Origin of the sequence: Actinoplanes rectilineatus, assembly GCF_000962825.1 — a bacterium.
Lineage (GTDB): Bacteria > Actinomycetota > Actinomycetes > Mycobacteriales > Micromonosporaceae > Actinoplanes > Actinoplanes rectilineatus.
Genome location: NZ_JZKF01000039.1, coordinates 46,960 through 72,668, shown reverse-complemented (window position 1 = coordinate 72,668; position 25,709 = coordinate 46,960). Strand labels below are relative to the sequence as shown.

The following is a 25,709-nucleotide window of genomic DNA, read 5'->3' as shown; positions in this document are numbered from 1 at the left end:
TCTGGAGTCAACTATCTTTTGCCGATGTCCGCAGCACCCGAGCACGGTCGCATGGCGTGGCTCGACGCCCTGCGCGCCGTCGCCGTGCTGCTCGTCGTCTATGCCCATCTGACGCGGTACGTCTTCACCGACGTGCGCGCCGTCACCGGTGAGTGGCTGCACGCCGGCCCGGCCGGGGTGATGCTGTTCTTCCTGGTCAGCGGCTACATCATTCCGGCGTCGCTGGAGCGGCACGGCGACGTGCGGCGGTTCTGGACGGGCCGGGCCCGGCGGCTGCTCCCGCTCTATCTCGCGGTCGTCGTGGTGCTGCTGCCGGTCGCCTGGCCCGCGGATCCGCTGCGCACCCTGACCGGGCACGCCACGATGCTGCCGTTCCTGCTGGACGTGCCGCTGATCACGCCGGTGCTGTGGACGCTGAGCTACGAGATGGCGTTCTACCTGCTGGTGAGCGGCCTGTTCACGGCCGGGCTGCGGCGCGTGGAGGCGGCGGTCGCGGTGCTCCTGGCCGGGCTGGCCGTGGTGACCGCCCCGCTGACCTCGTCGCTCGTGCCGCTGCCGGTGGCGGTGCTGGTGCTGACGGCCGGTTTCGCCGCGGTGTACCTGCGCCGGATCCGGCTGGGCGGCATCGTGCTGGGCCTGCTGGCGGTGGCGTTGCTGCTGCTCAACCAGGATCCGGCGCACGCCTGGGACGGCCTGCTGATCGTCGCGGTGATGTTCACCGGCACCACGCTCTACCGGGCCGAGCGGGGGCAGATCCGGTGGCGGCAGGCCGGCCTGACCGCCGCCGTCGTCGCGGCGGCCCTGCTGTGGAACTGGCTGGCCGAGCTGCGGGCGCTCGACGGGTTCACCCCCGGTTACATCGCCCGGTCGATGATCACGCTGCTGGTGGTGGCCGGCACGTTCGCCGTCGCCTTCCGGTGGCGGCACCGCCGGGTGCCCGCGTGGCTGGCCCGGACCGGGGTCCTGAGCTACTCGATCTACCTGGTGCACTACGCCGCGATCCAGCTGCTCCAGCCGTGGCTCACCGCCGACCTGCCGGACGTGGTGGTGGCCGCCGGCTATGTGGCCATGGTGCTGGGGGTGTCCGCCCTGACCTACCGGTGGATCGAACTACCGGCCCAGCGCCGTGCCGCGCCGGCCCCGGCCGTCCGCTGATAATGCGATACGGACGTCGGGGCCCGTGGCGGGTGTGGCAACACCCGCAGTGGGTGTGGAACCGATTCAGGAACAGCTCCCGAGAGGCACCAGGGCGGCCACCGCGTCGGCGACCCGGTCCACCTCGTCCTCGGTGTTGTAGTAGTGCGGGGACAGCCGCAGGCACCAGTCGACGCCCTTGTCGCCGAAGTCGAGGATCGCGAACTCGCGCAGGCTGAGCGCCGAGTTGATGCCCTGCCGGTCCATCGCCGCCTTGAACGGTTCCGCGTCCCAGCCGTCGACGGCGAAGGTGACCAGGGCGGCCAGGTCAGCGCCACGGTCCAGGAGGCGGACGCCGCCGATCGCGGCGAGCCGGTCCCGGAGCCGGGCGCCCAGGGCCGCGGTGCGGGCGGCGACGGCCTCGATCCCGACCGTCCGGGCGTAGCGGATCGCCTCCGCGCAGCCGAGCAGGGTGGCGTACGGGAACTCCCAGTACTCGAACCGGGCGGCGGTGGCGACCTGCTCGTAACGGTCCTCGGTCACCCAGTCCGCGCCGTTCGTGTCGACGAACAGCGGCTCGTACCCGGCGTCCAGAACCCGCTGGGAGACGTAGAGCAGTCCGGTGCCCCGGGGCCCGCGCAGCCACTTGCGGCAGGTGGCGGCGAGCAGGTCCGCGCCGATCGCGGTGACGTCGAGCGGCAGCTGGCCGATCGACTGGCAGGCGTCGACCAGGTAGAGCAGGTCCTGGTCACGGCAGTGCCGGCCGATCGCGGCGACCGGCTGCACCAGACCCGAGTTGGTGGGCACGTGCGTGACGGCGACCAGGCGAGGTCGCAGCGTACGCATCAGGGTGGCCATCGCGTCGACGTCGACGCCGCCCTCGGGCAGGTTCGGCGCGCGGACCACCCGGACGCCGAAGCGCCGGCGCAGCGACAGGAAGGCGATCTGGTTGCTGACGAAGTCGTCCCGGGTGGTGAGGATGACGTCACCGGACCGGAAGTCGATCGCCGACAACGCCGTCGCGTACGCGTGGGTGCTGCTGTTGGCGAACGCGATCTCCTCGGGCCGCGCGCCGAGCAGCCCGGCGGCCTCGGTGTAGAACCCGCGGATCCGCCCGGCCCGGGCGGCGGCCGCCTCGTAGCCGCCGGTCTGCGCCTCGAGCGTCAGGTGGCCGGTCATCGCGGCGAGCACCGAGGCGGTCATCAGGCCCGCTCCGGCGTTGTTGAAGTGGATGACCTGTTCACAACCGGGGGTGTCGGCCCGCAGAGCCGCGACGTCGAGCGGTGGCAGCCCACTTGAAGAATTCATATCAGACGATATTAGAGGGCGGCCATCTGGCGGCGTTTGCACTGGTAGGGCAGGATGCCCGCCATGCAGAAGAAGATCTTGGCGGGGCTGGCGGCAGTGGCGCTGGCGGTGGGTGCCGGCACGCTGGGCCTGACACGCCCGTGGGCCGCCGCCCCCGGCGACCGGGTTCCCGGCGGTCTCGAACTGCCCTGGATGTGGCAGGCGACCGTCGACATGGGCGCCCCCGGGCCCGCGTCGGTGCTCGCCGGCGGGGACACCCTCGGATTCCAGGGCGGGGACTTCTACGACGCCGAAGGCAAGATCGCGGTGGTGGGCCGCGACGGCGACTACCGGATGCTGCTCCAGGGCGGCTGGAACGACGTGGCCGCCGGTGAGGACGTGCTGCTCTCCCCGGACGGCACCCGGGTGGCCCGGCCCGCCGTCGACGTCAGCGGCCTCGAGGTCGTCGACCTGACCAGCGGGAAGGCCCCGGTCTACACCGGCGGGAACGCCGACAGCCTGATCGGGCCGGTGGCCTGGTCCCCGGAGGGCCGGTCCCTGCTCGTCGCGCTCTACGCCGGCGGCGCCCCGGAAGGGAACCGGTTCGCCCTGCTCGACCTGGACACCGACACGCTGCAGCCACTCGGCGAGGTGACCAGCACGGTCGGGATGCAGGCCGCGGCGCGCGGCGCGATCAGCCCGGACGGCACCCGGATCGTCCTCACCGACGGTGCCACGTTGCGGGCGGTGGACCGTACCGGAGCAACCGCCTGGACCACCACCCTCGGTGAGCGGCAGCGGCTGGCCGGGGCCGGCGCCTTCAGCCCGGACGGCGCCCGCATCGCCGTCGCCGAACTGGACGGCTGCCTCGACGCCTGCGACGAGGACGCGCTGGCCGCCCGCCGATGGACGATCAGCTACCGGGACGCCACGACCGGCGCCGCGACCACCGGGCCGGTGCTGCCGGCGGTCACCGGCAGCGGCATCCGGGCGCTGGGCTGGAGTCAGGGCCGTGACCTGGTCGTCCTGCGCTACGAGCCGGAGGACGACGCGTTCCGCCCGGCCCGCGGTGACGCCTCGACGACCGGCTGGGACGACACCGGCTGGTACGAGACCGGCCACCTCACCCTGCTCGCCCTCGGCCCGGACGGCACCACCCGGACCCTGCTCGACCCGCCGGACGGCGTCCTCACCCTGGACGTGGCCCGCGACCTGCTCGAAGCCGGCAGTTTCGGCGGGCCGACACCGACCGCCGACCCGTTCCCGGCGCGCGGCATCATCTGGCTGGCACTCGCCCCGATCCTGCTGATCGCCTCACCGCTGCTCTTCGGCCTGGCCCTCCACCTTCGCCGCCGCCGGGCCTATCCGGTCGCGACCGGCAGGGTGGCGTAGCCGCGCAGCGTCAACCGGTCGCGCCGCTCCGGGACACCGTCCAGGTGCAGCCCCGGCCGCATCGCCAGCAGCAGCGGGAACGCCACCTGCGCCTCCAGCCGGGCCAGCGGCGCACCCAGGCAGTAGTGCGCTCCCCCGCCGAACGACACCGGCTGGATGTTCGGCCGGTCCGGGTCGAAGCGATGCGGCTCCGGGTAGCGTTCCGGATCCCGGTTGGCCGCGCCGAGCATCATGTTCATCCAGGATCCCTCGTCCAGCCGGTGACCGTCGCCGAGGTCCAGGTCGGTGCTGGTGTACCGGGTGGTCAGCTGGACCGGCGAGTCGTACCGCAGCATCTCCTCGACGAACGCCGGGGCGAGATCCGGGTCGTCGCGCAGCCGCGCCGCCTGCGCCGGATGGTCGAACAGGGTCGTCAGGCCGGTGCCGAGCAGGTTGGTGGTGGTCTCGAACCCGGCGACCAGCAGCAGCACCAGATTGGCCAGCAACTCCTCACCGGTCAGCGAGCCGGCCTCGACGAGCGCGCCGGTCAGATCGTCCTGCGGCGCCCGCTTCCGGTCCGCGATCAGCCCGGTGAAGTAGTCCTCCAACTCCCGCCCGGCCACGTCGGCGGCCCGCATCTCCTCCTCGGAGCTGATCGGTTCCAGCACCACGGTCAGGTCCGAGGTCCGCTGCCGGAACCAGGCCCGATCCTGCTCCGGGATGCCGAGCAGCGCACAGATCACCCCGATCGGCAGCGGGAAGGCGACCGCGCTCATGAAATCGGCCCGCGCAGGCATCGCCTCGATCAGCTCCCGGGCCTGCCCGGCGATCACCTCCCGCAGCCCGGCCACCCGGCGGGCGGTGAACGTCGCCGCGGCCGCCCGCCGCAGCCGCGAGTGGTCCGGCGGGTTGGTCTGCAACATGGACAGCACGATCGAGGCCACCCCACGGTTCTCCCGCCAGTCCGGCCACGACCGGTCGTAGTCGGCCGCGTCCGCCACTCGCAGGCCCGGTTCCCGCAACAGCCGGTTGACCAGCGCGTGCGAGGTGACGAACCAGGTGTTCCCGGCCTGCACGATCGGGCCCCGTTCGCGGATCACGTCGTAGGCGGGATAGGGGTCGAGCCGGCCCTCCGGCTGGAACAGCGACGCCAGCGCACTGTCGAAATCCATACCCCATTCTGCGGGTACGGGGTCAACGCCGCCGCCCGCCCGGGCGTGGGTGCCGTTGTACGCTCGCCGGCATGCCGGACAGCACCGCGACGTCACGGATGGCCGGTGACGACGTCATCCAGGGAAGACAACGCCTCATCTTCGTCAACCGGGGCGACCGGTACGCGCTCAGCACGCTCGGTGTCTTCGCCGACGGCGCCGTCCTCTGGCGATTCGGTTCGACCGACGTCGACGGGCTGCGCGCCGCGTTCGCCGACGGCACGCTGACCCTGACGCCGCCCGAGGGCGCACCGCTGATCATCGAGGGGACGGCGAGCGGGACGGTGCCGGCGCTGGAGTCGTGGCTGACTCCCGAGTTGCTGATCGGCGACCTCGCCGACGACCTGGACGATCTCAACGACCGGCCGGACTCCTCCCGGCGCTGCTGGAACGCGCTCCTGGCGTACGCCGCCGACCCGACCGCGGCCAACCTGGAGACCGTCCGCGGGTCGTACCACGCGGTGCCGGAACACCGCCGGATCTACATGCTCGGCGACATGGACCAGAACGACGTTCCGGTCCGGATCCTGCTCGCCGAGGTGGGTGAGACGATCCCGGCCCGCAACGAGGGAAGCACGCTCACGGTGACCCCGGAGGTCCGGGAGCAGGCCCTCGACTACTTCCGCCGAAGCAGGGCCGCGGTCGCCGGAAGCCAGGCCCGGCGGGTGGCGGACGGTCCGGAGTCGACCGTTGCGCTGGCCGTCGGCGGGCACGTCTACCCGAACGGCTGGCCGGATCCGGCGGGCCTGGAGGTCCTCCAGATCGACTACCCCGCGACGGTGGTGCGTGACGGCCGACCGTACGCCAGTGTCATGCACGCCTACTGGGCGCTGTCCACCGACGACACCGGCTGGCACGACCGGATCGCCGCCGCCGGCCGGGGCCTCGACGCCAGGAAGCTCGGCGAGGAGGCGCCCCGGCGGCCGGGCTGGCCGGCGGCCCGGCTGGGCGTGATGACCGCGCTGCTGCGGGACAAATTCGAGCGCCACCCGGCGATGGCGGCGACACTGCTCGGCACCGGCGACGCCCAGTTGTCCTACAGCGACTGGGCGTCGCGGTACTGGAGTTCGAGCGGCGCCAACTGGCTGGGCCGGCTGCTGGAACTCGTGCGGTCCGAGCTGACGGCTCGGTGAGCGGGCCGCCACGGTGATCAGCGACCCTGGAAGGACCTCACCGTACGGGCAGCCGAGATGATCAGCGACCCTGGAGGGACTTCACCGTGTCGCCGAAGGTCCAGCCCTTCGAACCGTCCCAGTTGATCGACCAGGTCATCAGGCCCTTGATCCCCGGCACACTCTGGTACGCCTGCGTGACCAGCGCCGGCGTCATGTACCCGCCGCCCGCACCGACCTGCGCCGGCAGACCGGGGACCTGCTTGTCGTACGGGATCCGGATCGTGGTGCCCTGAATGGTGAGACCGTTGGCGAGACACTGGGTCTGCACCGTGAAGCCCTGCACGGTGCCCGCGCCGTACGAGTCGCCGGAACACCCGTACATGCTGCCGTTGTAGTACTGCATGTTCAGCCACCACAGGCGGCCGTTGTCCAGGTACTTCTTGATGATCGGCAGGTAGGAGCCCCAGATCGAGCCGTAGACGACGCTGCCGCCGGTGACATAGGCGGTCTCCGGTGCCATGGTCAGCCCGAAGTTCGACGGCATCGCGGCCAGCACCCCGTCGATGATCCGGATCAGGTTGGCCTGCGACGTGGACAACGTGCCGATGCTGCCGCTGCCGGTGAGCCCGGTCTCGATGTCGATGTCGATGCCGTCGAAGTGGTAGGCCTTGAGGATCGGCACGATCGTCGCCACGAACCGGTCGGCGACCGCGCTGGAGCTGAGATCCACGCCGGCGGTGGCCCCGCCGATCGACATGAGCACCGTCGACCCGGCCGCCTTGGCCGCGCAGATCTGGGCCGCCGTCGGCACCTTCACCCCGGCGTCCATGCCGTCCTCCCAGAGCACCGTCCCGTCCGGCCGGATCACCGGGAACGCCGCCATCAGCACGTTGTACCCGTGCTGCGCGATCCGGGAGTCGTCGACCGGGATCCAGCCCATGCCCGGGTGCACGCCGTTGGACGCGCCGTCCCAGTTCTCCCAGTACCCCTGCAGCACCTTGCCGGTCGGTCGGCCCTTGGTGGCGCAGGTCCCGCCGCTCCCGGTCGGCGTCGGGCTGGCGGTCGGTGTCGGGCTGGTGGTCGGTGACGTGGTCGGCGTCGGTGACGTGCCACCGGTGCAGGCGCCGAGGTCCGTCCACAGGGTCGGCGTGGCCGCCGGGTTCCAGCCGGTCCCGGCATAGGCGGTATGCGTGACCAGCGCCTGGTAGAGATGCCCCTGATAGGTCACCTGTTGTCCCGCGGTGTAGGTGGGACCCTCCGCCCACACCGTCGACGAGCAGGCCACCGCCGCCGCCCCGCTGGGCGACCATCCGATCACCGCCCCGGTGGCCACCAGCACTCCGACCACCACGGATATCAACCCACGTCGAACTCCCATGGCCTCATCCTGGCGTTCACATCTATAAATATCAAGGCTTGTTAACTGTTAACACCGGGCCGCCGGCACGGCCGGCGCTCCCACGCAGCCCGGCGCTCTACCCCAAGCCGTCGCCCATGGTCACCAGTCATCGGCCGTTCAGCGCCGCCCAATGTCGGCCGATGCCGATGCCGCCCGGCACCGGCCGGTGCCACTCAATGTCGGCCGATGTCGATGTCAGCCGATGCCGCTCGATGCCGGCCGATGCCGCTCGATGCCGGCCGATGCCGCTCGATGCTGGCCGATGCCGGCCGATGCCGCTCGATGCTGGCCGATGCCGCTCGACGTCGGCCGATACCGATGCCGGTGTCAGCCGGTGCGGGTCGGTGCCAGCCGTCGCCCACGGTCGACCGCATCCGGCCCGACAGCCGTGGTCGACGGCTGGGGTTGCTCGGCCGTCGACCACGGCTGTATTCGATCACCCAGAGAGCCACCGACGACGGCTGACCGCTCCGAGCCGTTCACCACGGCTCAGGACGGAGGCCAAAAATGCCGTAACCGACGGCCGCCCGCCGCCAGCCGTCGCGCAGGGCTGTCACGGTGGGCGGCGAGCAACGAGCAGCGGGCAACGAGCAGCGGATGACAGGCGGCGAGCGGCGAGCAACGGCGGGCGAGCGGCGAGCGGCAGGCAACGAGCAACGGCGGGCGAGCAACGAGCAACGGCTGACGGGCGGCGGACCTTCACGGGGCTGCGGGCACGGTGCCGTCGTCGAAGGTGGAAATCATGTCGCCGGCCTACACGCTCGAGCGGCGTGTTGTTGGGATGGAACTCGAGACGTCGAGCGCGGCGGTGCGGCGGCGCCCGGCCCGGGCGTGTTGGTGGGATGGAGCATGACCGGGCGGCGGTGCCCCGGCCCGCGCCGGCCGCTCCTGCTGATCGCCTGCCGGCGTGCCCGGCCTTGCGCTCGAGATGGGGACGGCACCGTCACCCGCAAACGGCACCGTCACCCGCAAGGGGGTCAGACGGGCTTCACGATCATGGGGAGGTCGAGATAGGCGGCGTATCGCTCCAGCGCCGGCTGTGCGTCTGAAAGGTCGAAGTCGGCCAGCGGGTTGACGGTGATCGTCACGGCCTTCCTACCCAGGGCGCGCTTCCATGTCGCCATCACGTGGCCGTCCCGCACCAGGGTGGACTGGAACACGCCGTTGCCGCCGGGGATCACGGCCGCCACCTGGTCCGGGGTGGCCATCAGGGAACGGTCCTTGTAGCCCAGCATGTACTCGTCGAAGCCGGGCAGCGCCCACCAGCCGCGCACCGGACCCGCGTCCAGGGTCTCCGGGGTGGCCCACATCGCGGTGCCGTCGACGTCCACGGCGACCAGGCCGGCCGCCGTGGCACCCAGGCGGCAGTCGCCCATGGTGAGGCCGGTCCAGCCGGCGAAGTCCTTCAGCGGGGCCGGGCCGTGGCTCTGGAAGTAGCGCCGGGCCAGGATCGCCAGGCCTTCCTCCCGTTCATAGGTGACCCGCGACGCGGCCCACTCGTCCAGGAGCACGAACGTCTGTTCGGTTCCGCGGTTCGGGGCGATGGCTGTCACGCCGAGTTGGCTCGCGTACCAGAGAAGGTGGTAGCCGAGCTGACCACTCACCGCGACGCCGCCGTCGGTGAGGGCGGCCAGGCACTCGGATCGCGTCAGGCGGCGGCCGCCCGCGAGCGCCTCGCCGAGCATCTGCGCCGCCTTGTCGACCGTCTCCTCGGACAGGCCCAGGATCTCCCGGCGTTTCGCCGCGCCGGCCAGCGCGCGGACGCCGGTGAGCTGCAGCATCCAGTGCGCGTCGGCGGACGGGATCAGGTGGACCGTGCCGCGCATCGGCCAGGTTCGCACGACCGTTCGTTCTTCGGTCTCAGCGATCACCGACGCGAGTGACGAGCCGGACAGCCGGGCGCCCAGCGACCAGAGCACGCTGTTGAGGTCCTGCGCCTGCATCGCGCCGAACCACTCGGCGACCTCGAGCACCGAGCGACAGGGGTGGGAGCCGAGCAACAGGCTGGAAAGGCGAAGGCTCAGTGCCGTAGACGCGTCCACGACACTGAGCCTAGGCAACGACTACCGGCCGCGGGCCGCCCGGTACCGCTTGATCAGGGCGTTGGTGGACGAGTCCGCGTCGTCGGCGGGCGCGTCGGCGGAGGTCAGCTTCGGCGCGAGCTGGTTGGCCATCACCTTGCCGAGCTCGACACCCCACTGGTCGAACGAGTTGATCTCCCAGATCACGCCCTGGGTGAACGTGATGTGCTCGTAGAGCGCCACCAGCTGACCGAAAGTGGTCGGCGTGAGCGAGTCCGCGAGGATCGTGGTCGTCGGGTGGTTGCCCTGCATGACCCGGTGCGGCGCGACCTTGGGGTCGGTGCCCTCGGCCTTGACCTGCTCCAGGGTGCGGCCGAACGCGAGCGCGCCGGTCTGCGCCAGGAAGTTCGACATGAACAGGTCGTGCATCTCGCCGATGTCGTGGTTCGGCTTGCTGAACCCGATGAAGTCCGCCGGGATCAGCTTCGTGCCCTGGTGGACGAGCTGGTAGAAGGCGTGCTGGCCGTTGGTGCCGGGCTCGCCCCAGAACACCTCGCCGGTCTGGTACGTGACCGGGTCGCCGGACAGGCGCACCGACTTGCCGTTGCTCTCCATGGTCAGCTGCTGCAGGTACGCCGCGAACCGGTGCAGGTACTGCGCGTAGGGCAGGACCGCGTGCGACTGCGCGCCGAGGAACGTGTCGTACCAGACGTTGAGCAGCCCGAGCAGGGCCGGAACGTTCTGCTCGATCGGCGTTGTCCGGAAGTGCTCATCAACGGCGCGGTAGCCGGCGAGCATCTCGGCGAACCTCTCCTTGCCGATCGCGATGAGCACCGAGAGGCCGACCGCGGACGGGAGCGAGTAGCGGCCGCCCACCCAGTCCCAGAAGCCGAACATGTTGTCCGTGTCGATGCCGAAGTCGGCGACCTTCGCGGCGTTCGTCGAGACGGCCACGAAGTGCTTCGCGACGGCGGCGTCATCGTTCAGCGATGCGAGCAGCCAGTTCCGGGCCTCGCGCGCGTTGGTCAACGTCTCCTGCGTGGTGAACGTCTTGGAGACGATGATGAACAGCGTCGTAGCCGGGTCGAGGTCCTGCGTCTTCTCGTACAGGTCGGTCGGGTCGATGTTCGACACGAACCGGGCCTCGATGTCGCGCTGCGAGAACTCCTTCAGCGCTTCGTAGGCCATCACGGGACCGAGGTCGGACCCGCCGATGCCGATGTTCACGATCGTCTTGATCCGCTGACCGGTGTGCCCGGTCCACTCGCCCGAGCGCACCTTGTCGGCGAACGCGCCCATCCGGTCGAGGACCTCGTGCACGTCGGCCACGACGTCCTGGCCGTCGACGACCAGCGAGGCCGTCCGCGGCAGCCGCAGCGCGGTGTGCAGCACGGCACGGTCCTCGGTGATGTTGATGTGTTCACCGGAGAACATCGCGGTGATCTTCTCGCTCAGCTTCGCCCGGCCGGCCAGGGCCACCAGGGCGCTCAGGACCTCGTCGCTGACCAGGTTCTTGCTGTAGTCGACGTAGAGGTCAGCGACCTCGGCCGCGTAGCGCTCGCCGCGCCGCGGGTCGCCGGCGAACAGGTCGCGCAGGTGCACCGCAGCGAACTTCTCCGCGAGTCCCTGAAGGTTCTGCCACTCGGCGCTGTCGGAAACGTGTTCGCTCATCTCTCCCACTCCGGACCGGGCCACTCGCACGTATATCGCCCATGGTGGCACGGGCCCCGTGCCACCGGCGGCGAAGTTGCAGCTCACAGACGGCCCACAGATTGATCACAGAGCCGTCGTAGAACTACTCGCGAGGTTAGTCCCATGACGACGACTGCACGCCACCGGTCCCGAAGTGTCCCAGAGCGTGTTCCTTTGGTACTGCTTCTGCTCGGGACCGTGGTCCTGTACCTGTGGGACCTCAGTGCGTCGGGATGGGGCAACAGTTTCTACGCGGCGGCCGCACAGGCCGGCGCGCAGAGCTGGAAGGCATGGCTGTTCGGCTCGCTGGACGCGGGTAACGCGATCACCGTCGACAAGCCCCCGGCCGCCATGTGGATCATGGGCCTGTCCGCGCGGATCTTCGGCGTGAACAGCTGGGCGATTCTGGCACCGCAGGCCCTGATGGGCGTGGCCAGCGTCTACCTGCTGTACGCGGCCGTGAAACGCTGGTTCGGGCCGGCCGCCGGACTGCTCGCGGGGGCGGCCCTGGCGGTCACCCCGGTGGCGGTGCTGATGTTCCGCTACGACAACCCGGACGCGCTGCTGGTGCTGCTGATGACGGCGGCCGCGTACACCACGGTCCGGGCCACCGAGACGGCGAGCGCCAAGTGGCTGGCGCTGACCGGCGTGCTGCTCGGGTTCGGCTTCCTCACCAAGATGATGCAGGCGTTCCTGGTGCTCCCGGCGTTCGCGCTGGTCTACCTGGTGGCAGCCCCCGCCGGCACCGGAAGACGGATCAGGCATCTGCTCCTCGCCGGCGGCGCGATGATCGTCTCGGCGGGCTGGTACATCGCGCTCGTCGAGATCTGGCCGGCGTCCTCCCGCCCGTACATCGCCGGATCCACCAACAACACCCTGTGGGAGCTGGCGCTCGGCTACAACGGCCTGGGCCGCATCCTGGGCGGATCGGGCAACGCCGGCGGTGGCGGCGGCATGGGCGGCGGCGGGAACACCGCGTTCGGCGGATCCACCGGCATCGGACGGCTCTTCGGCGAGGCGATGGGCACCGAGATCTCCTGGCTGCTCCCGGCGGCACTGATCGCCCTGGTCACGGTGCTCGCGGTGACGTGGACGGCGCCGCGGACCGACCGGGCGCGGGCTGCCGCCCTGCTGTGGGGTGGGTGGCTGCTGGTCACCGGGATCGTGTTCTCGTACATGAGCGGGACGATCCACCCGTACTACACCGTCGCGCTCGCCCCGTCGATCTCCGCGATGGTGGGCATCGGCGCCCGGGTGCTGTGGCTCTACCGCGCCGAACTCTGGGCACGTCTGGTGCTGGCGAGCATGGTCCTGGCCACCGCGGGCTGGGGGTTCGTGCTACTCGGGCGTACCGAATGGATCCCGGCACTGCGGTGGGTCGCCCTGGCCGCCGGTGTGGTCGCGGCGCTCGCGCTCGCCGCTCCCGCCGCCCAGCTGCGACGTCTCGCGGTGGTGGGTGTCGTCGCGGGCCTGCTCTCGGCGGGCCTGGGGACCGCGGCCTACGCGACGGTCACGGTCACGGTGGCGCACACCGGGTCGATTCCGACCTCCGGGCCGTCCGGAACGTCCGGCATGAGCGGTGGTCCGGGTGGCGGCGGAGGGGGTACGCGCGGGGACCGGCCCGACCGCACCAGCGGGGCCGAGTCGTCGCCGGAGGATTCCACCAGTTCCGACGGTGCTTCCGCCCCTGCTCCGACCGGCACCTCAGGTTCCGGCTCCTCCTCCGACAGCCAGTCCTCCGACAGCCAGTCTTCCGACAGCGGCCAGTCCCCCGACGGCCAGTCTTCCGACAGCGCCCAGTCCTCCGACGGTCAGTCTCAGGACGGTGGCGCTCAGGCGCAGGGCGGCGGGCCCGGCGGGGGCGACGGCGGCGGTGGCATGGGTGGCGGGTCCAGCAGCAACAGCGAGCTGAACGCGCTGCTCGAGAAGACGACCACCACCTGGTCTGGCGCGGTCTCCGGCGCCACGTCGGCCGCCGACCTGGAACTGGCCACCGGCACCGCGGTGATCGCCCTCGGCGGCTGGGACGGCTCCGACCCCGCGCCGACGCTCGAGCAGTTCCAGGCCTACGTCGGCAACGGCCAGATCACCTACTACATCGCCGGTGGCCGCGGCGGCGGCATGGGCGGCGGTGACGGCGAGACCACCCAGTCGTCGCAGATCGCCACCTGGGTCGAGGCGAACTACACGGCCACCACGGTCGGCAGCGCCACGGTGTACGACCTGACCGCCGCGAAGTGATCCCGCAAGCCTGATTCCACCCCCGGTCCGGTCCCCGCAGCCCCCACTGCGGGGACCGGACGCTCACCGATTCGCTCCGTCACCACCCCGCCAGGACGGGGCAGCACGGCCGGATCCGGGCGCTCTCCGCACTCAACGACCTCAGTACGCACAGTTAACAATACCCTCAGTCACCTCACGGGAATTATCGTGTGACATGCGCCACTAGCTTGAGCAGGCGGGTTAACCGGGCCGACTCGCGTGCGCCACCGCCGTCGTCACGCACTGTTCGAGCGGTGCGGTCACGCGAAACCGTTCCGGTTGATCGATCCGCGCCGCCCTCCCCCGTTCCCGGATGCCGGGAAATCGTAGGGTCCTCACGTCAGCGGGTCATCTCCGCCGGCACCCGGCAGGAGCCGCGCCGCTCAGAAGGCAACGCGGCTCGTGTCGGCCGATCCGCCGGTGGTACCGGTGCCCGGAACCTCAACGTCCGGACCACCGGCGGATCCAGATCGGCCCGCCGCGACGTGAGTCCACCGTCGCCCCCACGCCCCCTGCACTCGTTCTCCGCCGCAGCCACGATCGCCGTGCCGACGCGTACCCCCTATGCCGGAAAGCCGACGCCGAACGCCGGGCCGGACCACCGCGAACGGCCGTGCGACGTGCCCGAACGGGCCAGAGGAAGACGCAACCGACCGGCACCGGTAAGGGCACTCGACTGCAACTCCCGGCCTGAAATCTCTCCCCCATGCCCGGCGGGTCACCGCCGGAACGATCTGGGGGAGATCGCAACGATGCGTCGAGCCAAGCTTTCCAAGACGGTGCACACTCTGACCGCGCTGTTCGCCAGTGGCACCGCCGTCCTGATCCCGGCCGCGGCCAAAGCCGCCCCCACCGTCAAGAAGACCAGCAAAGAAGTGGCGATCAAGGCGACCGACGACACCTACACGTCGACGGCACGGTCCGCCGCCATCTTCGGCCACGAGAAGAAACTGGTCGCCGGCAAGGACGGCAACGACGTCAAGACGACGTTCGTGAAGTTCACCGTCCCGGACGGCACGACGGTCAAGGGCGCCCGCCTGGAACTGCACCCGGACGGCGCCCCGCACGGCGAACTGACCGTCAAGCGGGTCCTCGACAACGGCTGGACGCAGGGCAAACTCGACGGCGCGCACATGCCGAAACTGGGTATGGCGGTCGCCGCGGCCACCCCCCGAGAGGGTGACGACACCGTCGGCTTCGACCTGAGCGGCGAGGTCTACGGCCCCGGCACCTACTCGTTCGCGGTCACCTCGAACGACGAGGTCACCCGGTTCGGCTCGACCGAGAGCGACCACGGTCCCGAACTGGTGATCATCACGGACGCCGCGGCACCGGCCGCAGCACCCGACGCCACCCCCGCACCGTCCGGCCAGGCCCCGAAAGCCGGCAAGGACTGCGTCACCGACGCGAAACTCGTCCCCAGCTGCAACATCCTGTGGGGCGGCGCGGCCGGCGGGTTCTCGCCGACACCCCGCGACGAGGCCCTCAAGACGTTCGAGAAGGCCAGCGGCAAGACCGCGGCGATCTTCCACCAGTACCACAAGGGTGACGAGAAGTTCCCCACCAAAGCCGAGATGGCGATGACCGACGACCTGTCGAACCCGCGCGTCCTGATGCTGAACTGGAAGGTGGCGGTCGGCGACGAGACCTGGGCGGACGTGGCCTCCGGCAAGCTGGACAAGCGGATCGACGCGGCGGCGGCGCGCTTCAAGGCGTACGGGAAGAAGTTCTTCATCGTCCTGAACCACGAGCCGGAGAACGACGTCTCCAAGACGCCCGGCAAGGGCATGGACGCCAAGGACTTCCGCGGCATGTACCGGCACACCATCGAACGGCTCCGTAAGCAGGGCGTGACGAACGCGGTGAACGTGATGGCGTACATGGGCAACGAGCGCTGGATCAACCAGTCCTGGTGGAACGACCTGTACCCGGGCAACGACATCGTCGACTGGATCGGCCTGGACTCGTACGTCTCGGTGCAGAAAGGTCAGTACCACTACGGCGACTTCGGGGACCTGCTGGACCGCAAGGGCAAGAACGCGCCGGACGGGTTCTACAACTGGGCGGTGAAGAAGGCACCGGGCAAGCCGTTCATGGTGGCGGAGTGGGGCGGATACCACCGGGTCGGGCAGGACACCGACAAGTCGGCGATGTACAACAGCGTGCTGCCGGAGCTGGCGAAGCGGCCGGCGATCAAGGCGATCGTGCACTTCGAGACGAAGAAGGACGACCAGGGCGACCGCGACATCAGCATCGACAGCACGCCGGGAAGTCTGGCGGCGTTCAAGAAGCTGGCCGCGAACCCGGTGTTCAACGTGAAGATCGGCAAGTGAGGGGTGTAGCCGTCTGATCGTCGCGTTGTTAGACAACGCACACTGTGAGCGCCGCTTGGCTCCCCAGACGGGCGGCGCTTCACATATTTATCCGGATATTTCGTGTTTTGTGTTGTTCGGTGTTTTGGTCAGCTTGAGTCGTTGCTGTGCGCTCGGATATTTCCTTGTTTTAATGTTTTATGGATCTTTTCCTGACTTAGCGGACGAGCGACGGTGACCCGGGAGGAAACAGCCCTCCCGGCGAACCTGAGGAACCCCCGTGAGCTGCTGATACGTACACTTCCCCGGATTCGCCGACGGGGAAGGAACTCCATGCCCGACCAGAACCAGCCACCGTGGGGCTCGACGCCCGGCACCCCGGGCCAGTCCGAGCCCGCGCCGGAGAAACCGTCCTCCGGGGTTCCCTCGTCCGAATTCCCCCTCCCCGAACCTCCGGTGTTCGGCACCCCCGGCCCGCTGCCGCCGCTGCCCGCCCCACCGACGTTCGGCGTCCCCACCGCCACACCCCGGCCACCGGCCTGGGGCGCCCCGGCCGGGCCGTCCCACCCGGTACCGCCGGACCCCACCTCCGGGCCGGCCGGCACACCGCGGCCGCCGACGTTCAGCGCACCCACCCCGCAGCAGCCGCCGTTCGGAACACCCGCGCTTCCGCAGCCGCCGTCCGGGGCACCGCAACCGTCGTTCGGAACACCCGCGCTTCCGCAGCCGCCGTCCGGGGCACCGCAGCAGCCATACGCGGCATCCACTCCGCAACAGCCGTCGTTCGGGGCGCCAACCCCACAGCAGCCCTCGTGGGGCGCACCGCAGCAACCAATGTTCGACGGACCGCCGCCGTTCGACGCACCCGCACCGCAGCAACCACCGTTCGACGGGCAACAGCCGTTCGTCGCACCCACGCCGCAGCAACCGCCGTTCGACGGGCAACCGTCCTTCGGCGCGCCGGCGCCCGGTTTCCCGCCGCCCGCGGGTCCCGTATCCGGTGGTTCTGACGTCACAGCCATCGCCGTGACCACCAAGTACCCGTGGCCCGCGTTCCTCCTGGCCTTGTTCCGTCCGTTCCTGGCGGTCAACGGCCACCGGGTGCCCGGCGCGTGGGGCCGCACCGTCATCCCGGTCCCGCCCGGTCAGCACCACCTGCACGTGCACGTGCCGTACCTGCTGCCGTCCCGGATCGGCACCGCCGAACTGTTCGTCCCGGTGTACCCGGGCCAGATCGTCGAAGTCGAGTACCGCGTACCGCTGATCGTCTGGCTCGACGGCTCGATCGGCCCCGCCCCGCAGAAATACCGGGGATTGGCCGCCTACATCGCCCTCATGGTGATCCCGCTCCTTCTCATCCTGTGCATGTGCGGCCTCGGCGCCATCGGCCTGTCCAGCAGTTCACAGACGACGTCCACGCTGCCCACGTTCCCCGCCTATTCGGCGCCGGCCCTGCCGACCGTCCCCACGTACTCCGCACCGTCCGGCGACCCGACCGCCACGTCCGGCCCGAACGGGTCCACCTCGTCCGGTTCGAGCGGATCAGCCACCTCCGGTTCGGAGGCGAAGCCGACGCTGCGTTCGGCGACCGCCCGCACCCTGAGCGGTCCGTCGTACAGCTCCAGCGACAAGACCTACACGATGGCGCTCAGCGGCTACCCGTTCGCGTTCCGTACCCCGTCCGGCTGGGGATGCCTGGCCGGCAAAATCGACATCGAGGACGCCAAGGCGTGGGTCTGTGTCGACGAGGGCAACCCGTTCGACGCGAGCGCCCCGGAACCGGACCGCGGTAAGCGCCTCCAGATCATGCTGCGCCCGTGCACTTCGCCGTGCACGGCGGCCACCCGCAAGGAGATGAGCGCGCTCTGGTTCGACGACGGCGCCACGTCGAAGTCGCTCGACGCCACCACCTCGTACGTGGAGAAGGCCAAGGACGCCAAGGGCCGCTACATCCTGGACATGAGCCACTTCTTCCCCTCCACCGGAACCCCGAAGTACCAGATCGCAGTAGGCGTCTACAGCCAGCCCGCCACCAAGGCCGTGGTCCAGAAAATCGTCAACGACATCCTCACCCAGGCCGGCTGACCCGCCCTGTCGCCGCCCTCTCGTCCAGCGCCTCGCCGAACACCACCCCGGTGTTCCTCCTACGAGCCACGCGGACCGGCCGTGTCTGCACGTCCTCCCGTACCGCCGAAGTCGCCCCCGCCCTGCCGGCCCGAACCGCTCGTCCCGGGCCGGAGGGGCAGGCTGGGCCGGTGGAGGCCAGCCCTGCCAGTGGGGCAGTCCGGGTCGGCGGGCAGGCCCGGAGGCGGCCGGCGAGGCAGGCTGGGCCGGTGAGGCGGGCTGGGCGTCTCGTCCGGCCAGCGAGCCACGCCCTCACCGCACCTGACTCTCTCGTCCACGCCCGGTGAGGATCGCCAGCAGCCGCTTTGCCTCGGTGACCAGCCGAGAGCTGCCTGGTCGCCGCGCGACCTCCTCGAGTCCCTCGATCCCGCCCGTGATCCCCGATTCCGCCGCCACCTGGGTAGCCAGTTCGAGCAGATCCGGCACGGCCCGCAGTTTCGTCCGCATCAACGGTGGCAGGGCCGCGACCAACAGCTCCCACAACGCCGCAGAAGCTCCCGCGCGGTGCAGGTCGGTGAGCACCGGAATAGCCCGGCTCAGCTTGATCGTGCTGTCCGCGGCCAGATCAGCGAGGTCGACACCGACCGAGGAAGCGGAGAACGTCGGCTCCCCGGCCGCCAGCGCCAGGAACATGTCGACGCCCGCGGCCCGGTCCGCCTCCTGCTTAGCGGCGAACACGTAGGCCAGCGCCACCGACATAGCAGGCCCGAACGGCCCGGAACACTCGGCGAGGATCGGCAACAGCTGCCCGCTGCCCCGCTGGTCCTGGTCGGCGAGGGCGGCCAGGTCCCCCAGTGCCCAGGCGACGGCCGCCTCACGGTGGTGCGGCAGCACCATGGCCAGCACGTCCGCGACCCCGTCGAAGTCACCCGGCGTATACGACGGATGCCGCCCCGGCTCTCGGGTGAGCAACTGTCGTTCCAGCCGCAGACCGCCGTCCCGAGCCGGCCGCAACGACGCCACGACCCGGCGACGGACCGGCGCACTCCAGGTGTACTCGCCCCGCAGGTTCCTCTCACCCTCCTGGACGAACCGTTCACTGACCGGGTCGGGCAGCCCTCCGGACACGAGCCACTGGGCGAACTGCCGCCCAGCCGGCGTGGTGAGACGCTCTGCCCGCGCGACGACCTCAGGAGCTGCGGTATGCGGCACCCGGAGCAAAGCCTGTTCCAGGTCGAACGCCCACGGCTGCCATCCCTCGGCCTCAGCCCGCCGCAGACGGTCGAGCAGAACGGCGGCGTCGAGGCTGCCGTTCACGTGAGTGGGGGTAGCGACGAGCGTCGGCGTGACCGGCCCACCGAGGTGCACGGCGATCTCCGCGACCCGCAGCGCCAGCACGTCCGACGGACGAATCCCGATCGGCGAGTCGGCCCCGCCACGCCGGCCCTCCTGCCAGGCCGTCCGGACCGTGGCGACCGTCCACTGATGGTTCGCCTCGTCGCGGGGTTCGCCCGCCGCGGTGCGGATCGCCGCGGCCAGGTAGACGCCCGCCGAACCAATGTTCCAGTTGTTCTTGATGAACATGCGCGGATACCGGTCGAGAACCGGCGGCAGCGCGACCGCGATCGCCTCCCGCTCCCCGGCGGCGTGCAGCGCGACGAGCCCGGCGAGCACGCGCTCCCACCCGACGGCCGTGGAGTCGTGAACAAGACTCGCGACCGCCTCAGCAAGCTCGGCCGCGTCATCGATCGGCGCAGGCATGGCGGCGACAGGCGGCACGGACAGCAGCTCCGCAACGCCCGATCCCAGGCCCGAGACCACCGACGGCCCGCCCGCATCGCCAGGCACAAGTCCCGGCACCACAGGTGGCGCACCCGAGTCGACAGAGGGCATGGTGAGCCAGTCGACGTCGCTGCGATCGGTACCGCCGGTGCGATCGGTACCGCCGGTGCGCACCTCGACCCGGTCTGCGACCTCGGGTGCAACGGCTCCGGGCACCGTGGCACTGCCAAGCCTCGTCGCAGCACCGAGCGCCGTGACACCGCCAGACGCCGTGGCACCACCAAGCGACACGGCAGCACCAAGCGGCGTGGCAGCACCAAACTCTGTAGCAGCGCCGAACACCGCGGCAGCCCGGGCCGGCATGTCGCCGGTGAGGGCCCCGGCGGCGTCGGCGAGACGGGCCACGGTTGCCGGGTCCAGGTCGCCGATCCTTTTGGCGATCACTGTCAGGGCGCGTTCCTGCAGGGCGAGTGACGAGTGACCGAAGGCGACAGCGATCGTCTCGAGGATCTCGCCGGCCCGCTCCGGCATCCGCCGGCAAACCTTGTCCAGCCAGGTCAGCTGGGTTCTGACCAGGGTCTTCTCGGGACGGAGCAGCACCGGGGCACTGGCGTCGAGCAGGGTTTCCAGGTCGAGGCGCCCGCTGTCGTCGACCGCGCGCAGGGACCGCTGACCGAGGGCGGCGACCGCGCCGTTGCCGTCGGCCATCATCCGGGCATAGTCGAGCGCGTGCGTGGACAGCTCGTCCTCGGTAGGGGCGAGCACGTCGTGCAACACCGCGAACGGGCGCAGCGCGGTGGCCCGGTCACTGCGGACGAGACGGTCCACGGTGGCGGCCAGCACGGTCTTGCGTTCCAGCCGGCCTTCACCGACCAGGTGCGCGATCACCGTGACGATGCGGGGCGCGCCGTCCCACTCCTTCGTCTCCTCGTTCCACTGGACGGCGGCCAGGTTCATCCCCAGCCCGTCGACCGTGAACAGGGCCGGAATCAGCAGATCGAGGAACGGCTCGTCGCGCATCCGCATGCTCAGCGGCGGAACCGGCCGGTTCCGCCAATGCGGCCGGGTCAGGTCGAACAGCCAACTCCGCACCGCACCCTCGGTGATGGTCGGGGTGGCCCCACCGGCGTGCAGGAACGCACTCGCCACGGACCATTCGGAGGCGTGCGGACTGCGGGCCGGGATCCGCTGGGCGAGCCGCGCACCGAGATCGCCGATCCAGGCCTGGTCACGGGTCCGGGCGATTTCCAAATATCTTTCCGGGGTACGCGACCAGGTCCACGAATCCAACTGACGCCGCCGGAGCAATGCCGCCGCACGAGCAGCCGACGGCAGGCACCCGATGATCGCCATCGCGTAGCCGGGAGCGGGATGGTGGTCGGAGCGCCACCCGTCATCGGGCGCCAGCGCGGTGATCCCCGCCTCGATCGCGGCCGCCTGCGCCCGGCGCTCCTCCGCGGTCGCGGCGAGCAGCCGGCGCTGGAGAACCCCGAACTTGCCGGCCCGGGAGAGCCGGTCGATCTCCTCCCAGGTGATGCTCATGCGCAGGCCTCCGTGGTCTCCGTGAAAGCGGTGCCGGTGACCGTACCGGCATGAGCGCCACCAGCCGCACCCGCACCATGGGCAAGACCAGTACCGGCGCCCGCACCACCAGCAGCAACGTCGGCGCCGGCATCGTTGTCGGCTTCGGCTTCGGCTTCGGCTTCGGCTTCGGCTTCGGCTTCGGCTTCGGCCAAGACGATCCGGACTGCGAGCGCATGCTTGCACGGGCCACGGCCGCCACGGTGTCTCGCCCACCACGGGCAGGTGCAGGAGAAGACACTGTCGGCGTGCCGCACGTGGTAGGTCTCGTCGCCGCTGACCACCACCGACACCCCCGCGCCGGCCGTGACCGCACCGGCGGCGGCCAGTGACCGGGCCCCGGCCAGTCGAGGGTTCATCTTTTCCACCGCGTCGGCCGCGTAGGGCAGGGTGCGGTGGAAGTAGCCCCCCTCGGCGACGTCGAAGCCGACCCGGCCGGCCGTGCCCAGCTGGGTCAGCGCGTCACGGACCCGCTGCGCGCCGAGACCGGACGAGGCGGCCAGCGCGTCGACGTCGATCGTCGGATCCCAGGAGAGCAGTGCGCTGATCAGGTCGGCGTCGTCGGCCGCCTCGTCGCTGGACAGCGACTCCAGCACCGCCCCCTCGCCGGAGAAGCCGCGGTACGGCTCCGGAGACAGGATCAGCGACAGGCGCAGCGACGGCGTGCTCAACTCCCAGGTGCTGGCCACCGGTCCGCTGCCGGCCGCGACGGGCGGGCCGTAGACGGTGAGGCTCACCGCGTACCGCAAGAAGGGCCTCAAAGCGACGAGACGCCCGGCGCCCGGCAGGCAGACCGCGCCCGGCGCAGGGCGGGAGGTGAAGCGCAGTGTGCGGCCGGCGGGAACCGCCCACAGCACCGACCGGTCCGCCGCCGCAAGACGGTTGAGCAGCGCCCGGGCCTCGGTGACACCGATCCTCGCCCGCGGGTCGAAGCGGGAGGTGAGCACCTGCGCCTCGGCGAAACCGCGCAGCCACCGGGACGGCAACGGCACCTTGCGCTCGACCACCTCGCCGTCGAACGTCGTCACGGTCAGATCGTCGGGGCCGACGGCGACCTGCAGCGGATCGGTGCGCCCGACCCGCGACAGGGCCCGCTGCAGGGGCGCGTTGACGTCCACATTGGTGGTGCCGTGCGCAACGATGTCACCGTCGAGTCCGGCGGGCAGCACGTCCATCCGGGCATAGACGCCGCAGCAGCCGGAGAACGACTCGAATCGCAGCCGGTCGGAGCCGGCGGTCACCACGGGGTCGAGGCTGGCCGGGCTGACCGGCCGGAAGTATCGCGTGCGGGCGACCTCGGCCACGCTCAGCAGGCCGGTGGCCGCGGCACCGGGGTCGGTCAGGAATCCGGTGAAGAACCGGGGATGCGCCGCCGGGCCGCCGGAGGTCTGCAAGGTGAGCCCGTCGTCCAGAGTCGACGAACCGAGGTAGCTGTATGCCGCGGTAACCATGGGCGAGAGATTAGAACAGGGGTACGACAGTTTTCGGCGTCCACTTCTGCCCCGCCCGCCGGCGTTCACGGGGAAGCCGGGCGAACGAATCCGCCCGGCCCGGCGTGTGGCTGGAGTCGGACGGCTGGGCACGTCGCTGGGACGGCACGGTGTTCAGCCTGCCCTCGGCACGGGCCACGCCACTCCACCGCGTGTCATACCGAGCGACCGATTCCGTGATCGCGGAATGAGCGCTCCAGTCGGCTGTCGTCGAGCCCACCCGAGCCCACATCATGCACGGACCTCGTCGGACGCGAAGGGGTGCGATGCCGCTCGCAGCCTCGGCTGGTTTGCTGCGAGCGGCAGGGCCGATGCGGTGGCACTCAGACGGTGTCCTCCGGGGATTCCGACGAATCAGCGTTGTCCGGGGCGACCGGCCGCGGCCGCCGGGGCGACCGTTGACGGGGTGTCCGGGGCCGGGGCTTGTCGACTGCCGCCGCTGCGTCAGCCTCGGTGGAGGACACGACACCCTGGTCCCCGGCATCGGTGGTGCTGCCGGTATTCGTGGTGCTGCCGGTATTCGTGGTGCTGTCAGTGTCCTCGAGGGCGGGACGAGAACGCGGCACTCGAGGACGGGGGCTACGGGGACGGGGAGACGGGGCGCGCTTGCGGGGGCTCGGATGCTGAGGCGTGTCGGCGACATCCTCGCCGGCATTTTCCGTATCCCCTGCGACAGTTCCTCCCCCGGCACCCTCGTCAGCACCCGACGCCGTGTCGTCCTTCCCCGCACCGACGACAGCGCCCGATGGGGCCTCCGCCCCTGCGCCTTCGCTGACGCCCGAAGGCGACACTGTTCCAGCGGCCGGGCCGGCACCCGCGTCCGCCTCTCCGGCGGAAGAGCCTTGCCCGGCGGAGGCTCCGCGGTCTTCGGCAATGGCTTCCGTGTGCGGGTCGGCTCCCGGTGTCGACTCCGTTGCCGCCGGTGTCGCATCCGCGGGAGGAAGCGGTGTCGACTCCGTTGCCGCCGGTGTCGGGAAGCTGGTGGTCGCGGCCGGTGGCGTCGAACCGTTCCGGGCTGCCGCCGGGCCGACGCCGGTCTCCGCAGGGCCGGACCCCGATCCGCTGTTCGTCGTCTCGGTACCCGTATCCGCGATCGACGGTCCGGGAGGGTTGGGTCCGCCGACGCTGCCGTTGCCGCCGTTGATCCCGGTAGCCGCGCCGGAGATCTGGCCGTCCGATCCCGAACCGCTGCTGACGCTCGGCCTCGTGTCTGCGTCGGTACCGACACCGGAACGGGTGGCAGCACCGACGCTCGGCCCGTCACCAGTGGCGGGTTCAGCGACAGTGCCGGGCTCCGCGACAGCACCGGGCTCGGCGACGGCGCTGGAATCAGTGGCGGCATCCACGCTGGAGTCGGCGTCAGCGTCAGCGTCGGTGCTGGTGCCGGTGCTGGTGCCGGTGACGACGCCGGTGTTGGAGTCGCTGCTGCCGTCGGCGGCGGTCACCGGTGCGGCGGCCGGAGTGGGCGCGCCCGGCGGTAGGCCGGTGCCGATGGCGGCGTACACCTCGGGGCTGGTCTTGCGCAGTTTGCGACCCCAGTAGACGCCACCCAGGTAGGCCAGCAGGAACGACAACGGCGCCGACACGACCTGGAAGGTGTTGTCGTTGCCCAGCAGGTCACCGAAGAACGCGACCGTCAGCAACAGGATGAGCGTCAGGAAGACCGTGGCGATCCACGGGGCGACCGATCGGCGCCAGCGGGTCTCGCCGTGGTCGCCGCGCCGGAAGAAGCGGAGCACGGCGATCGAGGCGATCGTCATCAGGGCCAGGACGCCCAGGCCGCCGGAGACCGTGCCGAAGAAGAACAGGTCGGTCGTCGGGTTCCACCCCGCCAGAGCGAAGATCGCCAGCACGGCGACGGTGAGGCCGGACTGGGCGAGGGACGCGTTGACCGGGACATCGTCGCGGGTGCGGGCCAGCGCCTCGGGCAGGACTCCCTCGCGGGCGACGGTCAGCGCGTACCGGGCGACGGTGTGGTGGAAGGCAAGCATCGCGGCGAAGAGACTGGTTGCGAAGAAGATCCGGCCGAGGTCGACGACCACCGTGGACAGGTACGGCTCGGGCAGGAAGAAGAACAGGTCGTCGAGGTGGTCGGCGGCGACCGCGACGATCTGGTCCGGCCCGGCGACGACCGACATCGCCCAGGCCGTGCCGCCGTACAGGAAGGCCGCGACGAGCAGGGTGAGCCCCATCGCGCGGGCCACGGTGCGGCGCGGGTCGCGGGCCTCCGCCGCGTAGACCAGCGGCGCTTCGAAGCCGACCATGCCGGCGACCGCGGCGACCAGCAGCGAGATGCCACCGGCGCTGGCGATCAACGCCGGGTTGAGCGTGTCGAACGAGACGGTGTCACCGGCCGGGTTGCCGAGCATGACCGAGTCGAAGATCAGGACGATCAGCACCTCGGCGCAGACCAGGACGGTCAGGATCCGGGCGTTGAGGTCGATCTGCAGCCGGCCCAGCCCGGCGATGACCGCCCAGCCGAGGAACGCCCACACCACCCAGGAGACGTCGAGTCCGAAAATGGCCGCCGCGTTGTGGGCGGCGACGCCGAAGGCACCGTAGAGCCCGATCTGCATGGCGTTGTACGCGAGCAGCGCCACGAAGGCGGTGCCCACACCCGCGGGCCGGGTGAGTCCCGCAGCCGCATACGCATAGAAGGCACCCCGGTTGGGAACGTGCCGGGCCATCGCCGCGAGCCCGACGGCGAAGACGCCGAGAACCGCGGCCACCAGCATGTACGCGACCGGCAGCCCCTTCTCGCCCACCTGGCCGTAGCCGAGCGGCAGAGCCCCGGCGACCACGGTGAGCGGCGTCATGGCGGACACCGCGATGATGAAGATCGGCCATGTGCCGAGCCGCCGCTCGGTGACCGCGTCCTGCTGCGAGGTGGCGCCCGGCTGGGACATGTCGCCTCCTTCGATGGGATGACCGTCCCCCATCATCGCGTCCACAACGAACTATTGATATAGAAACTTTTCGATCATGACG

At 70.7% G+C, this 25,709-nt stretch carries 15 protein-coding genes; 6 read left to right on the top strand and 9 right to left on the bottom strand.

Annotated elements, in window-relative coordinates:
• The first annotated feature begins 24 nt into the window (after positions 1-24).
• Positions 25-1,155, top strand: coding sequence for an acyltransferase family protein (locus WH85_RS26665; RefSeq protein WP_052720806.1), 1,131 nt, complete (start codon positions 25-27; stop codon positions 1,153-1,155).
• Positions 1,156-1,221: 66 nt separating this feature from the next.
• On the opposite strand, the gene WH85_RS26660 is transcribed toward WH85_RS26665, so the two are convergent.
• Positions 1,222-2,442 carry an aminotransferase class V-fold PLP-dependent enzyme gene (locus WH85_RS26660; RefSeq protein ID WP_045744751.1) on the bottom strand — a complete coding sequence of 407 codons (1,221 nt, stop codon included), beginning with the start codon at positions 2,440-2,442 and terminating at the stop codon, positions 1,222-1,224.
• A gap of 63 nt (positions 2,443-2,505) precedes the next feature.
• Here WH85_RS26660 and WH85_RS50730 point away from each other — a divergent pair, with 63 nt between their 5' ends.
• Entirely contained in the window at positions 2,506-3,813 is a 1,308-nt protein-coding gene (locus WH85_RS50730; RefSeq protein WP_045744750.1) for a WD40 repeat domain-containing protein, read from the top strand.
• Here WH85_RS50730 and WH85_RS26650 read toward each other — a convergent pair.
• Positions 3,783-4,964 (bottom strand): cytochrome P450, encoded by a 1,182-nt coding sequence (locus tag WH85_RS26650; RefSeq protein ID WP_045744749.1) that lies wholly within the window; start codon positions 4,962-4,964, stop codon positions 3,783-3,785. The genes WH85_RS50730 and WH85_RS26650 overlap by 31 nt on opposite strands.
• Before the next feature lie 71 nt (positions 4,965-5,035).
• Between WH85_RS26650 and WH85_RS26645 the strand changes: the two genes are divergently transcribed.
• The gene (locus WH85_RS26645) at positions 5,036-6,136 is read left to right on the top strand and encodes an NADAR family protein (RefSeq protein ID WP_052720805.1); all 1,101 of its coding nucleotides are present in this window, start codon (positions 5,036-5,038) and stop codon (positions 6,134-6,136) included.
• A 61-nt stretch (positions 6,137-6,197) separates the two neighbouring features.
• Here WH85_RS26645 and WH85_RS26640 read toward each other — a convergent pair whose 3' ends face one another.
• The 4 genes from WH85_RS26640 to pgi form a co-directional block, all read right to left on the bottom strand.
• Positions 6,198-7,496, bottom strand: coding sequence for a carbohydrate-binding protein (locus tag WH85_RS26640; protein WP_045744748.1), 1,299 nt, complete (start codon positions 7,494-7,496; stop codon positions 6,198-6,200).
• 127 nt (positions 7,497-7,623) lie between these two features.
• Positions 7,624-7,941 carry a hypothetical protein gene (locus WH85_RS50725; RefSeq protein ID WP_157411223.1) on the bottom strand — a complete coding sequence of 106 codons (318 nt, stop codon included), beginning with the start codon at positions 7,939-7,941 and terminating at the stop codon, positions 7,624-7,626.
• 553 nt (positions 7,942-8,494) lie between these two features.
• Positions 8,495-9,559 carry a winged helix DNA-binding domain-containing protein gene (locus WH85_RS26635; RefSeq protein ID WP_045744747.1) on the bottom strand — a complete coding sequence of 355 codons (1,065 nt, stop codon included), beginning with the start codon at positions 9,557-9,559 and terminating at the stop codon, positions 8,495-8,497.
• A gap of 21 nt (positions 9,560-9,580) precedes the next feature.
• Positions 9,581-11,209: a glucose-6-phosphate isomerase gene (gene pgi, locus WH85_RS26630; RefSeq protein ID WP_045744746.1), complete on the bottom strand. Its 1,629-nt coding sequence runs from the start codon at positions 11,207-11,209 to the stop codon at positions 9,581-9,583.
• 195 nt (positions 11,210-11,404) lie between these two features.
• Between pgi and WH85_RS26625 the strand changes: the two genes are divergently transcribed.
• The 3 genes from WH85_RS26625 (at position 11,405) to WH85_RS52380 (ending at position 17,889) form a co-directional block, all read left to right on the top strand.
• Positions 11,405-13,471 (top strand): ArnT family glycosyltransferase, encoded by a 2,067-nt coding sequence (locus tag WH85_RS26625; protein ID WP_245674107.1) that lies wholly within the window; start codon positions 11,405-11,407, stop codon positions 13,469-13,471.
• Between the two features lie 773 nt (positions 13,472-14,244).
• Positions 14,245-15,825: a DNRLRE domain-containing protein gene (locus tag WH85_RS26620; RefSeq protein WP_045744744.1), complete on the top strand. Its 1,581-nt coding sequence runs from the start codon at positions 14,245-14,247 to the stop codon at positions 15,823-15,825.
• A 312-nt stretch (positions 15,826-16,137) separates the two neighbouring features.
• The gene (locus tag WH85_RS52380) at positions 16,138-17,889 is read left to right on the top strand and encodes a hypothetical protein (protein WP_211275446.1); all 1,752 of its coding nucleotides are present in this window, start codon (positions 16,138-16,140) and stop codon (positions 17,887-17,889) included.
• 291 nt (positions 17,890-18,180) lie between these two features.
• Here WH85_RS52380 and WH85_RS47425 read toward each other — a convergent pair whose 3' ends face one another.
• From WH85_RS47425 to WH85_RS53165, 3 genes are all read right to left on the bottom strand, one after another.
• Complete coding sequence (locus WH85_RS47425; protein WP_052720804.1) at positions 18,181-21,192, bottom strand: DUF6493 family protein; 3,012 nt, start codon at positions 21,190-21,192, stop codon at positions 18,181-18,183.
• Positions 21,189-22,682, bottom strand: a complete 1,494-nt coding sequence (locus WH85_RS26605; protein WP_083449280.1) for a DprA-like winged helix domain-containing protein — start codon at positions 22,680-22,682, stop codon at positions 21,189-21,191. The genes WH85_RS47425 and WH85_RS26605 overlap by 4 nt, the downstream gene beginning before the upstream one ends.
• 362 nt (positions 22,683-23,044) lie before the next feature.
• On the bottom strand, positions 23,045-25,627 hold the full coding sequence (locus tag WH85_RS53165; RefSeq protein ID WP_245674106.1) for an amino acid permease: 2,583 nt from the start codon (positions 25,625-25,627) through the stop codon (positions 23,045-23,047).
• Between the last annotated feature and the right edge of the window lie 82 nt (positions 25,628-25,709).

Coding starts and splice junctions, on each gene's coding strand:
- WH85_RS26665 (WP_052720806.1), top strand. CDS start 25: ATGTCCGCAGCACCCGAGCACGGTCGCATGGCGTGGCTCGACGCCCTG.
- WH85_RS26660 (WP_045744751.1), bottom strand. CDS start 2,442: ATGAATTCTTCAAGTGGGCTGCCACCGCTCGACGTCGCGGCTCTGCGG.
- WH85_RS50730 (WP_045744750.1), top strand. CDS start 2,506: ATGCAGAAGAAGATCTTGGCGGGGCTGGCGGCAGTGGCGCTGGCGGTG.
- WH85_RS26650 (WP_045744749.1), bottom strand. CDS start 4,964: ATGGATTTCGACAGTGCGCTGGCGTCGCTGTTCCAGCCGGAGGGCCGG.
- WH85_RS26645 (WP_052720805.1), top strand. CDS start 5,036: ATGCCGGACAGCACCGCGACGTCACGGATGGCCGGTGACGACGTCATC.
- WH85_RS26640 (WP_045744748.1), bottom strand. CDS start 7,496: ATGGGAGTTCGACGTGGGTTGATATCCGTGGTGGTCGGAGTGCTGGTG.
- pgi (WP_045744746.1), bottom strand. CDS start 11,209: ATGAGCGAACACGTTTCCGACAGCGCCGAGTGGCAGAACCTTCAGGGA.
- WH85_RS26620 (WP_045744744.1), top strand. CDS start 14,245: ATGCGTCGAGCCAAGCTTTCCAAGACGGTGCACACTCTGACCGCGCTG.
- WH85_RS52380 (WP_211275446.1), top strand. CDS start 16,138: ATGCCCGACCAGAACCAGCCACCGTGGGGCTCGACGCCCGGCACCCCG.
- WH85_RS47425 (WP_052720804.1), bottom strand. CDS start 21,192: ATGAGCATCACCTGGGAGGAGATCGACCGGCTCTCCCGGGCCGGCAAG.
- WH85_RS26605 (WP_083449280.1), bottom strand. CDS start 22,682: ATGGTTACCGCGGCATACAGCTACCTCGGTTCGTCGACTCTGGACGAC.
- WH85_RS53165 (WP_245674106.1), bottom strand. CDS start 25,627: ATGTCCCAGCCGGGCGCCACCTCGCAGCAGGACGCGGTCACCGAGCGG.